This window comes from Pseudosulfitobacter sp. DSM 107133 (genome assembly GCF_022788695.1).
GTDB lineage: Bacteria > Pseudomonadota > Alphaproteobacteria > Rhodobacterales > Rhodobacteraceae > Pseudosulfitobacter.
The window spans coordinates 1,646,629-1,659,814 of sequence record NZ_CP085154.1 but is presented as its reverse complement, the minus strand read 5'-3'; the positions used below and the strand labels follow the sequence as shown (position 1 = coordinate 1,659,814).

Here is a 13,186-nt window from a genome sequence, read left to right as displayed (position 1 = left end):
TCAACGAAACACGGGATCGCAGCGCCATGAACCATTTTCCGATCTTTCTGGCCACCGCAGGCCGCAGCATCGTCCTGTCGGGCGGTGGCGAGGCTGCATTGGCCAAGCTGCGCCTGCTGATGAAGTCGCAGGCCGCGATCACCGTGTTTGCACCCGAGGCCGACGCGCAGATCGCAACATGGGCGACACAGGGCAAACTGACGCTGGTGCCGCGCGCCCTGCAAGCCGGTGACACCGCCGGTGCCGCGCTGTTCTATGCCGCCGACGAGGACGAGGCCGAGGATGCCCGCACCGCCGCCATCGCCAAGGCCGACGGCGCGCTGGTCAACATCGTCGACAACCTGCACGACAGCGAATTCATCACCCCCGCCATCGTCGACCGCGATCCCGTCACCGTGGCCATCGGCACCGAAGGGGCTGCGCCCGTGCTGGCCCGCGCGATCAAGGCCGACCTTGAGGAACGCCTGCCCACCACGCTGGGCACGCTGGCCCGCATCGGCAAAGCCTTTCGCGGAGCCGCCGACGCCCTGCCCTTTGGCCGTGCGCGCCGCGATTTCTGGCGCGACTATTACTTCACCTCCGGCCCCCGTGCGATGGCATCGGGAGAGGACGCCGTGCGCCCTGCCCTTGATGACCTGCTGGACAGCCATCTGGCCCGCACCGCCCGCGAGGGTCACGTCGCCTTTGTCGGTGCAGGCCCCGGTGATCCCGAACTGCTGACGCTGAAAGCCCGCCGCGCGCTGGACGAGGCCGACGTGGTGATCCACGACCGTCTTATCAGCCCCGAAATCCTGGAACTGGCCCGCCGCGAGGCGGTGATGGTGGACGCCGGCAAAGAGGGCTTTGGCCCCTCGATGTCCCAAGAGGACATCAACGCACTGATCGTCGAACATGCCCGCACCGGCGCGCAGGTCGTGCGCCTGAAATCGGGCGATGCCACCGTTTTTGGCCGTCTGGACGAAGAAATCGACGCGGTGTCCGAGGCCGGGATCAGCTGGCACATCGTGCCGGGCATCACATCCGCCTCGGCGGCTGTCGCCGCCATCGGGCAAAGCCTGACCAAACGCAACCGCAACTCCTCGGTGCGTTTCCTGACGGGTCACGACATGAAAGGTTTTGCCGACCACGACTGGGCCGCACTTGCCCGCCCCGGCGAGGTTGCCGCGATCTATATGGGCAAGAAATCGGCGCGTTTCATTCAGGGCCGCCTGATGATGCACGGCGCCGACCGCGCGACACCGGTGACGGTGATCGAAAACGCCTCGCGCCCCGAACAGCGGATCGTCGGCACCACGCTGGCCGACCTGCCGCAAACCCTGACAGATGCCGACATGACCGGCCCCGCCCTGATGTTCTATGGCCTCGCCCCGCGCGCGGCCGCAGCCCAACCCATTGCTCAAATTCTGCAAGAGGCCCTGTAATGCCCAAACCGTTTACGCCCAAAGTCGTCACCGCCAACCACCTGCTGGTGGGCGATGTGATCTATCAAACCCGCGACGGCTGGAGCCGCCAACTGGCCGACGCCGAAGTGCTGACAGACGAAGCCCACGCAGACCTGCGCCTGATCGAGGCCGCCCAGCAGACGGGCGCGGTTGTGGGCGCCTATCTGGCTGATGTAGACACCGCCAACGGTGCGCCCGCCCCGGCCCACTTTCGCGAAGATTTCCGCGCCAAAGGCCCATCGAACTATGCCCACGGCAAGCAAACGGAGCTGAACTGATGTATACCTATACCGATTTCGACGCCGCCTTCGTCGCCGAGCGCAACCGCCAGTTCCGCGCGCAGGTTGAACGCCGTATCGACGGCAGCCTGACCGAGGATGAATTCAAGCCGCTGCGCCTGATGAACGGGCTGTACCTGCAATTGCACGCCTATATGCTGCGCGTCGCGATCCCCTATGGCACGCTCAGCAGCCGCCAGATGGACCAGCTCGCCTATCTGGCCGAGACCTGGGACAAGGGCTATGGCCACTTCACCACGCGCCAGAACATCCAGTACAACTGGCCCGAACTGCGCGACGTGCCGGATATGCTGGACGCCTTGGGCGAGGTGCAGATGCACGCGATCCAGACCTCGGGCAACACCATCCGCAACGTGACCGCCGACCACTTTGCCGGTGCCGCCGCCGACGAGGTTGCCGACCCGCGTCCCGTGGCCGAGCTGGTGCGCCAGTGGTCCACCGACCACCCCGAATTCCAGTCGATGCCGCGCAAGTTCAAGGTTGCCGTGACCGGTGCCGAAAACGACCGCGCCGTGATCCGCGCCCATGACATCGGCCTGCGCATTGTCGAGCGTGACGGCGTGATCGGCTACGAAGTTCTGGTCGGCGGCGGTCTGGGCCGCACGCCGATGATCGGCAAGGTGATCCACGACTTCCTGCCCGAAGAAGACCTGCTGCCCTATCTGGAAAGCGTCGTCAGCGTCTGGAACCAGATCGGCCGCCGCGACAACAAGTACAAGGCGCGCATCAAGATCACCGTGCACGAGGTCGGCCTTGAAGAAATCCGCCGTCTGGTCGAAGAACGTTTCGCGCTGGTCAAACCGCTGTTCACCGGCGTCGATCAGGACCATTTCGCCAGCATCAAGGCCCAGTTCGAAGCCCCTGATTTCGTGCAGAAATCCGTGGCTCCGTTCAATCAGGCCTGTAACGACGATCCAGTGTTCCGCGCCTGGGCCGACACCAACCTGACCGCGCACCGCGCCGAAGGCTATTCCATCGTGTCGATCTCGCTCAAGGCACACGGGGCCACGCCGGGCGATGCCACAGCCGAGCAGATGCGCGTGATGGCCGATCTGGCCCGCCAGTATGGCCATGACGAATTGCGCATCAGCCACGAGCAGAACGTGATCCTGCCGCATGTGCACCGCGCCGACCTGCCCGCGATCCACGCGAAGCTAAAGGAACACGGGCTGGCCACGGCCAACATCAACCTGATTTCGGACATCATCGCCTGCCCCGGCATGGACTATTGCGCGCTGGCCACGGCCCGCTCGATCCCGATCGCACAGGAAATCGCCACCCGCTTTGACGACCTCAAGCTGGAACACGACATCGGCGAGCTGAAGATCAAGATCTCGGGCTGCATCAACGCCTGTGGCCACCACCATGTCGGTCACATCGGCATTCTGGGTCTGGACCGTGCGGGCGTTGAAAACTACCAGATCACGCTGGGCGGCGATCACACACAAACCGCCGCCATTGGCGAGCGCGCAGGCCCCGGTTTCTCTGCCGATGCCATCGTGCCGGCCATCGAACGTCTGGTCGACGCCTATCTGGAACATCGCACGGAGAAATCCGAGACATTCCTGCAAACCTATCGCCGCCTTGGCATGGCACCCTTCAAGGCCGCCCTCTACCCTGAATCCAAAGCCGTCGCGGCCGAGTAAGCAAAAGTGAAACCCATGCTTCATCTTGCCAAGGAAACTCTCCCCGAAGGGTCGGTCTCCGCAGACCTGCACCTTCAGGTGGCAGAGCTGAACGACCGGCTGCGCCATCACGGCGCAACCGATGTTTTGCGCGCCGCGGTGAACGAGATCGAGGGCCTTGCCCTTGTCTCCAGCTTTGGTGCGGAATCAGTGGCGCTGTTGCACCTCGTGGCGATGGTGGATTCCTCGGTGCCGGTGTTGTTCATCGACACCGAAATGCTGTTCACAGAAACACTGGTCTACCAACAGGAGGTGGCCGAACGGCTGCACCTGAAAGATTTGCGCATTATCCGTGCCGACGACCACGAACTGCACATCGAAGACCCCGATGGCACGCTGCACCAGTTCGACACCGATGCCTGCTGCGCCCTGCGCAAGACCCGCCCTCTGCAAAATGCGCTGGCGGATCATGGCGGCTGGATCACCGGACGCAAGCGCTACCAGTCGGGCCAGCGTGCCCAGCTTGAGTTTTTCGAGGTCGAGGAAGCCCCCACAGGGGCACGGATCAAGGTCAACCCGCTGGCCCGCTGGACCCCGGAAGACGTGCGCGAATACATGACCGAAAACCGCCTGCCCCGTCACCCGCTGGTGGCGCAAGGCTATCCGTCCATTGGCTGTGCGCCGTGCACATCGCCCGTGGCCGAAGGCGAAGACCCCCGCGCCGGACGGTGGCGGAATTCACAAAAGGACGAATGCGGCATTCACTTTGTCGATGGCAAAATGGTTCGCACAGGAGCACAACAATGAGCATTATCGTGACCGACACGGGCTTTGGCCCCGACACCTGGGAACAGGGCTATACCGCATTTGGCGAGGTCACGAATGACGTGACCGCGCTGGACGTGGCCAGCGACGTCAACCCCGCCGACATTCCCCTGTCGTCCAGCCTGAAAATGGTGCGCGTCGATTTTCCGTCCTCGCACGACGGACGCGGGTTCACCATCGCGCGGTTGCTGCGTCTGCGCGGCTATACGGGCCGTCTGCGCGCCCGTGGCCATGTGATCGCCGACCAATACGCAATGGCGCGCCGCTGTGGCTTTGACGAGGTCGAAATCAGCCAGACGCTGGCCGCCCGCCAGCCCGAAGACCAATGGCTGTTCCGCGCCGACTGGCAGGCCCACAACTATCAGGCCCGCCTGCGCGGCCAGACCAACGCGGCCATCTGACACCTTTCGCCCATTCACCCTCCCCGTTATCAAGAAGGCGCGCAGCCCCGATGTCTGCGTGAATGTGAACAAATGACCGAGCAAACACCCGTGAACCAAGCTGCCGCCGTCAAGGCCCCCGCCTTGCCCGATGCCCAGACCGTCACATCGGTGACCCACTGGACAGACCGTCTGTTTTCCTTCCGCGTCACGCGCCCCGCGTCGCTGCGGTTCCGGTCGGGTGAATTTGTGATGATCGGCCTGATGGGCGATCCGCACCCCGAAACCGGCAAGCAAAAACCGCTTCTGCGCGCCTATTCCATCGCCTCGCCCGCGTGGGATGACGAGCTGGAATTCTATTCGATCAAGGTGCCGGACGGCCCGTTGACGTCGAAACTGCAACACATCCAGGTGGGCGACGAGATCATCCTGCGCCCCAAGCCTGTCGGAACGCTGGTGCATGATGCGCTGCTGCCCGGCAAACGCCTGTGGTTTTTCTCGACCGGCACCGGATTCGCGCCCTTTGCGTCGCTGCTGCGCGAGCCCGACACATATGAGAAATACGACGAGGTCATCATCACCCACACCTGCCGCGATGTGGCCGAACTGACCTATGGCGCCAAGCTGATCGAGGACCTGAAAGCCGACGAGCTGATGCAAGAGCTGATCGGCACCGAGAATCTGGCCAAGATCCGTTATTATCCCACCACCACACGCGAAGAGAGCCCCAAGATGGGCCGCATCACCACGCTGCTGGAAGACGGCACAGTCTTTGCCGATCTGGGCGTGCCCGTGATCTCGCCCGAGACCGACCGCGCGATGGTCTGCGGCTCGCTGGCGTTCAACAAGGATATCCAGGCGCTGATGGAAGGCTTTGGCCTGAAAGAAGGCGCCAACAGCGAACCCGGCCACTATGTGATCGAAAAAGCCTTTGTGGGCGACGGGGTCTGATCCCGCACCAGATCAACGGACATGAAAAAACCGCGCCCCGATCTGATCCGGGCGCGGTTTTCTTTTGCTTAGGGGGGATCGTGGAAATCATCACTTAACGCCTTGAAATCTTTGATTTCAGTTAGCGCCAAGTGAGCCCCCCCTTTCTCAAAACAGTGACAGCTGCGATCGGGCCTTACAGGCCCATCGCGTCACGCACCTGTTTCAGAACAGCTTTCAGTGTCTCGGGATTGTTGCGGGCCTTTTCCAGAGCTGTGGTCAGCAATGTTTTCTGCACGGCACTCATATCCGACCCTTCGATCATGTCGCTCACCTTGTCATAGTCAAAGCCGTCAACCGTCAGAAGATCGGTTGTCGACACGGCGTCACCAGTGGCATCTGCTTCGGCAGAGGCAGAGGCAGTTGCTTCGGTGCTGGCAGTTGCATCGGTGCTCGCGCCCGCATCGGTGGTGGCAGCAGTCTCGGCGGTGACTTCGGTATCGGTGCTCATATCAACGGTTTCGCTTGCACCCTCGGTGCCTTCAGCAACGGTGGTTGTGGTGTCATTCGACGCAGCTTCAGGTGCGGTTTCGGTCGCAGCCTCGGGTGCAGCCGGTGTTTCGGTCACAACTTCATCGACCGCTTCGCCTGTTTCCGACACCATATCCTCTGCCGCTTCGGCCACATCACTGGCCGCCTCGGATGCAACAGTGGCGGTTTCTTCTGCGGCACCTGTCACGGCATCAACCGTTTCGCTGACAACCTCGCCCGCTGCCGTCGCGGCCTCGGACGCCGTATCGGCAATGGCTTCGGATGCCTCTTGTGCCGTGTCGGCGGCCACTGCGGCTGCTTCGCCTGCGGCTTCAACCGCTTCGGTTACAGCCCCTTCGGTCGCATCGGCCGCCGCCCCTACCGTGTCCGATGCGCTGTCCAGCGCGGCAGGTGCGCTTACCGCATCGGCGGCTTCGCTTGCCACCTCCTGAATGCTACGTCCAGACCACAGCAAATAGCCGCCAATCGCAACAACAGCGGCCACAATAATCCACAACAGATTTTTCATATCAAAGTCCTCTTTTGAGCATTCCGGGCAGCGCCAGCACGCCGCACCCTTCCTTGGCCTTCCAGATGCGCACTGTTCAGGCCATGCGCAAGAGGAAATTCCACCGTTTCCGCCCAAACTGGCCGTTTTGCGCCTTGAATGAAGACAGGGCTGCGTCTACCTTGACAGCTTGAAAATATTGCAATGATCAAAGGACCTACATCATCGCTCGCAGACCACATAACGCGCCGCCCCAACGTGACACCGGCCCGCGCATCAACGAAAAAATCCGTTCAAACGAAATCCGCCTGATCGGCGCCGAAGGCGAAAACGTCGGTGTCGTGACACCGGCGCGCGCGATGGCCATGGCCGAAGAGGCCGGTCTGGATCTGGTCGAGATTTCGCCCAATGCCGTCCCGCCCGTGTGCAAGATCATGGATTTCGGCAAGTTCAAATATGAACAGCAGAAACGCGAGAGCGAAGCCCGCAAGAAACAAAAGATCATCGAGATCAAAGAGGTCAAGTTCCGCCCCAACACGGACACCAACGACTATCAGGTCAAGATGCGCAACGTGTTCAAATTTCTGGAAAACGGCGACAAGGTGAAGATCACCCTGCGCTTTCGTGGCCGCGAGATGGCACACCAGAACCTGGGCCGTGAATTGCTGGAACGTGTCGCCGAAGACACCAAAGAGGTCGGCAAGATCGAGAACTTTCCCAAGATGGAAGGCCGCCAGATGGTCATGCTGATCGGACCGGTCGCTTCAAAGGGCTAAGGCAAACCGGGCTCCGCAACAAAAGCGGCCTTCTGACGCGCCCGGCGATGCCGGGCTCTGAGAAGGCCGCCAGATGGTCATGCTGATCGGACCGGTCGCCTCAAAGGGCTAAGGTCAACCGGGCTCTGCAAGAAAAGCGGCCTTCTGACGCGCCCGGCGATGCCGGGCTCTGAGAAGGCCGCCAGATGGTCATGCTGATCGGGCCGGTCGCCTCAAAGGGCTAAGGTCAACCGGGCTCCGCAAGAAAAGCGGCCTTCTGACGCGCCCGGCGATGCCGGACTCTGAGAAGGCCGCCAGATGGTCATGCTGATCGGGCCGGTCGCCTCAAAGGGCTGATACTTCCCTTCACCCCATGCAAAAGGGCGCAGCACGGTGGCAGCGCCCTTTTTTATTGTCTGATACCTCGATTACCGCAGCAGCGACGTCACATTGCGCACCGCAGCGCGGCGGTTGGCGCGCTCGGCCAAGGGTGTGCGCACCTTCAACGCGCTTTCACCATAGCCCTGGGTCACCAGGTTTTCCGGCGGCACGTCGAAATACTCGGTCAGCGCCAGCGCCACGGATTCGGCACGCCGGTCGGACAGCGCCAGATTGTAGGCGTCGTTGCCCACGGCATCGGTGTGACCTTCGATCAGGAACAAGGCGCTGGGATCCTTGGCAATCGCCGCAACGATGGCTCCGCCAACATCTGCCAGCTCTTCGGCTTGCGAGGCGCGAATGGCCGCCGAACCGGTGTCAAAGGTCACGCTGTTCAGCTCGATCGTCGGCACCAGCTCGCGCACGGCGCGGATTTCACGCACCTGGCTCAGCGAGAATGTCCGACCCGATGTGTTGCCCTGCCCTTGCGACAAGGCCGCGCGCAAGGCTGCCACGTCGGTGGCATCGGCAGCACTGGTTGTCCGCGTCCCCTGATTTTCCAGGAACGTGACCGAAACCGGTTCTACATCGCGCGTGTCGTCAATCAACGTGATCTCGCTGCCATCGGTCCGGCGCAAGAAGCGTTCCACGACCGTCCCGTCCGCAGACGAAATAGTGACAACTTCACTTCCGTCCTGACGGGTCACTGTGGTGCGTGTCGAGCCGTCGTTAAAGCTTTCGGTGCGCACGTCCGATCCCGGTTGGCGCAGCAGTTCATTGTCGCTTTTCAGCACGCGCAAGTCGCCATCACGGCGCACAACCACACGGTCGCCCGAGTTCGATACAACTTCGTCACCGTTGCTGAGAACCTTGCCGACCACCACGGCACCCAGACCCAAAAGCAAGGCTTTTTCAAACTTGCTCAGCCCGCTGCTGCCCTCTTCAATCTTGGCTTCGGCATTGGCTTTGGTGTCAAAATCTTCATCGCTTGACCGCGACGTATCTTCGGTGACGGTTTCGGTCTGCACATCCTGCGCCTCGGCATTCTCCTGCGCAGCACTTGCTTCCTGGCGGGCGGCCTGACGCTCGGCCTGACGTTCAGCACGGCGTTCTTCACGGCGCTGCTCGCGTTCCGCGATGCGGGCTTTTTCCTCTTCGCTCAAGGTGCCGTCTGCTTCAGCCTGCAATTCTGCATCTGCGGCGGCCTTGGCTGCTGCCTCTGCCTCTGCTTTTGCGGGGTCATCCTGCGTTGCTGCATCTGCGGCAGTTTCGGTGGCGGCATCCGATGTCGCCGCCTCGGCAGCAGCTTTCGCCGTATCGTCTGCGGTGGCCTGTTCGGCATCGGCCTTGGCCTGCGCGTCGAGGGCCGCCTTCGCGGCAGCCGCCTCGGCTTCAGCCGCTTTCGCAGCGTCATCTGCGGCTTTTGCCTCTTCATCTGCGGTCGCCTGATCTGCGGCGGCTTTTGCCTCTGCATCTGCGGTCGCCTGGTCTGCGGCGGCCTTGGCGGCGGCTTCAGCATCTGCGGTGGCCTGTTCAGCTGCTTTGGCCGCTGCCTCTGCATCTGCGGCGGCCTGGGCTTCGGCAGCAGCCGCAGCCGCTTTCTCTTCCTGTGCGGCCTGGGCCTCTTGAACAGCGGCCTTGTCAGCCGCTTCAGACGCTGCCTTCGCGTCAGCCTCGGCCTGCGCATCTGCCGCAGCCTTGGCTTCTGCTTCGGCAGTCACAGCGGCTTCTGCCTCTGCATCGGCGGCAGCCTTTTCATCAGCGTCAGCCGTTGCTTCGGCCGCCTTCTCGGCCTCGCGCTTGGCCTTGCGCGCTGCCTTGCGCGCTTTCTTAAGCTCTTTCGTCGCCGCGTCGTCAGCTTCGTCTATCATATCGGCCGCATCTGCTTCGGCATCGGCCCCAATGGCCAAACCGTTCTCATCCAGCTTCAGAGTGCCACTCTCTTGCATCTCTCCCTGCGCTGTCGTCTGCGCGAGAATCGGCGCGGGCATCACCAAGGCGGTGCACAGAACCATCGCCGTCGTTCGTTTCAAAATAGATGTCATTGCTCTGACCTTCCCTTATGCGTTCGAAAACATTCAACGCTCTGCGGCATCAACGCACAGCCACAGTGTCGCGTTCCAAGGAAAGGTGGTCAGGGGGACTGTTGTTATTCAATATCAGCCCGAAAAATCACGGCTTTTCATACAAATAGGGCCTCCGCCATCGGCGAAGGCCCGCTCATCGCAACCGATTGTCGTGTCAGCTTGCAGCCGCCACCGCCCGTTTTGCCATAACGCCCACCAGGTGGGCACGATAGGCGCCCGTTCCGTGCAGATCGCCGATCATGTCCTCGTCAGACAACGCCAGCCCGTCCAAAGCCGAGACCGCGAAATTCGCGGACAATGCGGCTTCGGCTTCGGTCCAGCGGAACACACCATTGTTCGACGCACCCGTTACCGCAACACGCACGCCATCGCTGAATTGCGCTACAAACACCGCCACCAGCGGAAACCGCGACGCGGGTTGGGGCAACTTGGCATAGGCCGATTTCTGCGGAATGGGAAAGCGCACTTCGGTGATGATCTCGCCCTCTTCCAGCGCGGTTGTGAACATCCCCTGAAAATAGTCGTCCGCTGCGATCTCGCGGCTGTTGGTCACAATCGTCGCGCCCGATCCCAGCGCGCCGGCCGGATAGCAGGCCGAGGGGTCGTTGTTGGCAAGCGATCCACCAATTGTGCCCCGGTTGCGCACCGCAGGGTCTCCGATCCCACCGGCCAGCGCCGCCAGCCCCGGATAGGCGCCCGCCGCCTCTTCGGCCACCATGCGGTGCGTGGTGCCGCCACCGATCACAACAGTATCGCCGCTTTTCGACACGCCCTTCATGTCGGCAATGCCAGTCAGACTGACCAGCTTCGACGGACTCGCCAACCGCTGTTTCAGCGTCGGAATCAGCGTCTGCCCGCCCCCCAGCGCCTGCGCGTCCTCCTCGCCCAGGGCTTTCACAGCCTCGTCCACCGTCGCCGGTTTCACAAAATCAAAGTTATACATCCTTGCGTCCTTTCCATGCGGCCAATGAACCGGCCCTGCCGTCTCTTTTGGCCCAAAATATCCCGGGGGTCCGGGGGCAGCGCCCCCGAACACCTTCTCTGCCTATTGCATCGCGGCCCAAACGCGCGACGGCGACAGGGGCATATCAATGTGCGTCACATCCATCCCCGCCGAACGCAGCGCATTGACCACAGCACCAACCACCGCTGGCGGCGATCCGATGGCGCCCGCCTCGCCGCAGCCCTTCACTCCCAAGGGATTGTGTGTGCAGGGCGTCTGGCACGAATGGTCCACGTCATAGAACGGCACATCGCTGGCCCGTGGCATCGCGTAGTCCATATAGGACGCGCTCAACAACTGGCCATTCTCGTCATAGGCACAGTTCTCCAGCAACGCCTGCCCGATCCCCTGCCCGATGCCACCATGCACCTGCCCCGACACGATCATCGGGTTGATGATATTGCCGAAATCATCGGCGGCAGCAAACCGTTCGATGGTCACCTGACCGGTGTCGCGGTCCACTTCAACTTCGCAGGCATAGGCCCCCGATGGGTAGGTAAAGTTGGAGGGATCGTAAAACGCTGTCTCTTCCAGCCCAGGTTCGATGTCCTCCAGCGGATAGTTATGCGGCACATAGGCGGCCAGCGTCACATCCCCCCAGGCGACCGATTTGTCGGTGCCGGCCACGCTGAACGCGCCGTCCTTCAACTCGATATCGCTTTCCGAGGCTTCCAGCAGGTGGCTGGCGATCTTTTTTGCCTTGGCAATGATCTTTTCGGTCGCCCGCACCATCGCAGAACCGCCCACCGCGATAGAGCGCGAGCCGTAAGTGCCCATCCCCATCGGCGTGTTGGCGGTATCGCCGTGCACGATCTCGATCATGCTTTCGTCAATGCCGATCATCGATGCAATCACCTGAGGAAAGGCCGTCTCGTGCCCCTGCCCGTGGCTGTGGCTGCCGGTCATCACGACCAGCCCGCCGGTGGCATTGACCCGCACCGTCGCACTTTCGAACAGACCGGCCCGCGCGCCCAGCTGCCCGACAAGGTTGCTCGGCGCGATGCCGCAGGCCTCGATATAGCAGTTCACACCCAAACCGCGCAGCTTGCCGCGCGCTTCACTCTCCTTGCGGCGCGCTTCAAAGCCGGACAGGTCGGCAATCTCGGCCAGCTTGTCCATGGTCGCCACATAATCGCCGGTGTCATATTCCACCGCCACAGGCGTGGCATAGGGGAATTCGGTGATAAAGTTCTGGCGGCGCAGTTCAATCGCATCCACCCCCAGCTCGATCGCCGCCTTGTCGATGACCCGCTCCAGCTGGAATGTCGCCTCGGGCCGTCCGGCACCGCGATAGGCGTCAACGGGCACGGTGTTGGTGAACACCGCCTTGACGTTCACATAGATCAGCGGGGTCTTGTAGTTCCCGGCCATCAGCGTGCCGTGCAACCATGTGGGCACCGACGGCGCAAAGGTGCTCAGATAGGCGCCCATATTGGCATGTGTGTCCGTGCGCAGCGCGGTAAAGTTGTTGTCCGCATCCAGCGCCAGCTGGATCGTGGTCACATGGTCGCGCCCGTGTGCGTCCGACATGAACGCCTCGGACCGGCTGGAGGTCCATTTGACCGGGCGGTTGCACGCCTTGGCCGCGAAGGTCACGAAGGCCTCTTCCTGATAATGGAAGATCTTGGTGCCAAAGCCGCCGCCCACATCCGGTGCCACCACCCGCAGCTTGTGCTCGGGAATGCCCAGAACAAATGCCCCCATCAGCAGACGGATCACATGCGGGTTCTGGCTGGTGGTATACAGCGTGTGATCGCCGGTGCCGCGGGCAAAATCCCCCACCGCCACGCGCGGCTCCATCGGGTTGGCCACCAGGCGGTTGTTGCGCAGCTCCAGCGTGGTGACATGGGCCGCCTTCTGGAACGCCTCCTCGACCGCTGCCTTGTTCTCCTCGACAAAGCCCCAGTCATAGCACAGGTTGCCGGGCAATTCGTCATGCACCTTGGGCGCATCGGCGGCCAGCGCGGCCTTCATGTCCACAACAGCGGGCAGTTCCGAAATATCCAGATCAATCGCCTCGGCCGCATCGCGCGCCTGTTCCAGCGTCTCGGCCACCACGGCGGCGATCGGTTCGCCCACATGGCGCACCTTGCCTGTCGCCAAAATCGGGTGCCCCGGTTCCTGCATCGGATCGCCGTGCTTGTCGGTCACCTGCCAGCCGCAGGGCATTCCGCCCACGCCTTCGAAATCTTTCGATGTGAAAACCTTCACAACACCCGGCATCCCCTCAGCCGCCGATATGTCGATCTTGTTGATGGTCCCGTGGGCGATATCCGAGCGCAGGAAAAACACATAGGCCTGTCCGCGCAGGTTGATATCGTCGGTATAATTGCCTTCACCGGTCAGAAACCGGACGTCCTCGCGCCGTTTTGAGCTGGCGCCGATGCCTCCGTCTTTTGGCATGGTCATTCCTCCCTAAATGC

The 13,186-nt window shown here is 62.3% G+C and carries 11 protein-coding genes; 7 read left to right on the top strand and 4 right to left on the bottom strand.

Annotation, left to right across the window (positions count from 1 at the left end; translation table 11 throughout):
* Window positions 1-26: 26 nt before the first annotated feature.
* The 6 genes from cysG to DSM107133_RS08125 all read left to right on the top strand — a co-directional run bounded on the left by cysG (window position 27) and on the right by DSM107133_RS08125 (window position 5,522).
* Complete coding sequence (gene cysG / locus DSM107133_RS08150; RefSeq protein ID WP_114292075.1) at window positions 27-1,421, top strand: siroheme synthase CysG; 1,395 nt, start codon at window positions 27-29, stop codon at window positions 1,419-1,421.
* Window positions 1,421-1,720 carry a DUF2849 domain-containing protein gene (locus DSM107133_RS08145; RefSeq protein WP_114292074.1) on the top strand — a complete coding sequence of 100 codons (300 nt, stop codon included), beginning with the start codon at window positions 1,421-1,423 and terminating at the stop codon, window positions 1,718-1,720. The genes cysG and DSM107133_RS08145 overlap by 1 nt, the downstream gene beginning before the upstream one ends.
* A complete protein-coding gene (locus DSM107133_RS08140; RefSeq protein WP_114292073.1) occupies window positions 1,720-3,387 on the top strand; it encodes a nitrite/sulfite reductase in 1,668 nt (555 codons plus the stop codon). Before DSM107133_RS08145 ends, DSM107133_RS08140 begins: the two co-directional genes overlap by 1 nt.
* A 15-nt stretch (window positions 3,388-3,402) precedes the next feature.
* Window positions 3,403-4,173, top strand: coding sequence for a phosphoadenylyl-sulfate reductase (locus DSM107133_RS08135; protein WP_114292072.1), 771 nt, complete (start codon window positions 3,403-3,405; stop codon window positions 4,171-4,173).
* Window positions 4,170-4,592: a DUF934 domain-containing protein gene (locus DSM107133_RS08130; RefSeq protein ID WP_114292071.1), complete on the top strand. Its 423-nt coding sequence runs from the start codon at window positions 4,170-4,172 to the stop codon at window positions 4,590-4,592. Before DSM107133_RS08135 ends, DSM107133_RS08130 begins: the two co-directional genes overlap by 4 nt.
* A gap of 72 nt (window positions 4,593-4,664) precedes the next feature.
* On the top strand, window positions 4,665-5,522 hold the full coding sequence (locus DSM107133_RS08125) for a ferredoxin--NADP reductase (protein WP_114292070.1): 858 nt from the start codon (window positions 4,665-4,667) through the stop codon (window positions 5,520-5,522).
* A 175-nt stretch (window positions 5,523-5,697) separates the two neighbouring features.
* Here DSM107133_RS08125 and DSM107133_RS08120 read toward each other — a convergent pair whose 3' ends face one another.
* On the bottom strand, window positions 5,698-6,561 hold the full coding sequence (locus DSM107133_RS08120) for a hypothetical protein (protein ID WP_114292069.1): 864 nt from the start codon (window positions 6,559-6,561) through the stop codon (window positions 5,698-5,700).
* A 203-nt stretch (window positions 6,562-6,764) separates the two neighbouring features.
* On the opposite strand from DSM107133_RS08120, the gene infC reads away from it, so the two are divergent.
* A complete protein-coding gene (gene infC, locus DSM107133_RS08115) occupies window positions 6,765-7,316 on the top strand; it encodes a translation initiation factor IF-3 (RefSeq protein ID WP_114292068.1) in 552 nt (183 codons plus the stop codon).
* A gap of 407 nt (window positions 7,317-7,723) precedes the next feature.
* Here the strand turns inward: infC and DSM107133_RS08110 are convergent, their stop codons facing one another.
* The 3 genes from DSM107133_RS08110 to DSM107133_RS08100 all read right to left on the bottom strand — a co-directional run bounded on the left by DSM107133_RS08110 (window position 7,724) and on the right by DSM107133_RS08100 (window position 13,166).
* Complete coding sequence (locus DSM107133_RS08110) at window positions 7,724-9,718, bottom strand: OmpA family protein (RefSeq protein ID WP_114292067.1); 1,995 nt, start codon at window positions 9,716-9,718, stop codon at window positions 7,724-7,726.
* A 196-nt stretch (window positions 9,719-9,914) separates the two neighbouring features.
* Entirely contained in the window at window positions 9,915-10,703 is a 789-nt protein-coding gene (locus DSM107133_RS08105) for a xanthine dehydrogenase family protein subunit M (protein WP_114292066.1), read from the bottom strand.
* 102 nt (window positions 10,704-10,805) lie between these two features.
* Window positions 10,806-13,166, bottom strand: coding sequence for a xanthine dehydrogenase family protein molybdopterin-binding subunit (locus DSM107133_RS08100; protein WP_114292092.1), 2,361 nt, complete (start codon window positions 13,164-13,166; stop codon window positions 10,806-10,808).
* Window positions 13,167-13,186: the final 20 nt, after the last annotated feature.

Bases quoted from the DNA above. Each gene is read 5' to 3' on its own strand.
- DSM107133_RS08145 (WP_114292074.1), top strand. From the start codon at position 1,421: ATGCCCAAACCGTTTACGCCCAAAGTCGTCACCGCCAACCACCTGCTG.
- DSM107133_RS08120 (WP_114292069.1), bottom strand. From the start codon at position 6,561: ATGAAAAATCTGTTGTGGATTATTGTGGCCGCTGTTGTTGCGATTGGC.
- DSM107133_RS08140 (WP_114292073.1), top strand. From the start codon at position 1,720: ATGTATACCTATACCGATTTCGACGCCGCCTTCGTCGCCGAGCGCAAC.
- DSM107133_RS08110 (WP_114292067.1), bottom strand. From the start codon at position 9,718: ATGACATCTATTTTGAAACGAACGACGGCGATGGTTCTGTGCACCGCC.
- DSM107133_RS08105 (WP_114292066.1), bottom strand. From the start codon at position 10,703: ATGTATAACTTTGATTTTGTGAAACCGGCGACGGTGGACGAGGCTGTG.
- cysG (WP_114292075.1), top strand. From the start codon at position 27: ATGAACCATTTTCCGATCTTTCTGGCCACCGCAGGCCGCAGCATCGTC.
- DSM107133_RS08125 (WP_114292070.1), top strand. From the start codon at position 4,665: ATGACCGAGCAAACACCCGTGAACCAAGCTGCCGCCGTCAAGGCCCCC.
- DSM107133_RS08100 (WP_114292092.1), bottom strand. From the start codon at position 13,166: ATGCCAAAAGACGGAGGCATCGGCGCCAGCTCAAAACGGCGCGAGGAC.
- DSM107133_RS08135 (WP_114292072.1), top strand. From the start codon at position 3,403: ATGCTTCATCTTGCCAAGGAAACTCTCCCCGAAGGGTCGGTCTCCGCA.
- DSM107133_RS08130 (WP_114292071.1), top strand. From the start codon at position 4,170: ATGAGCATTATCGTGACCGACACGGGCTTTGGCCCCGACACCTGGGAA.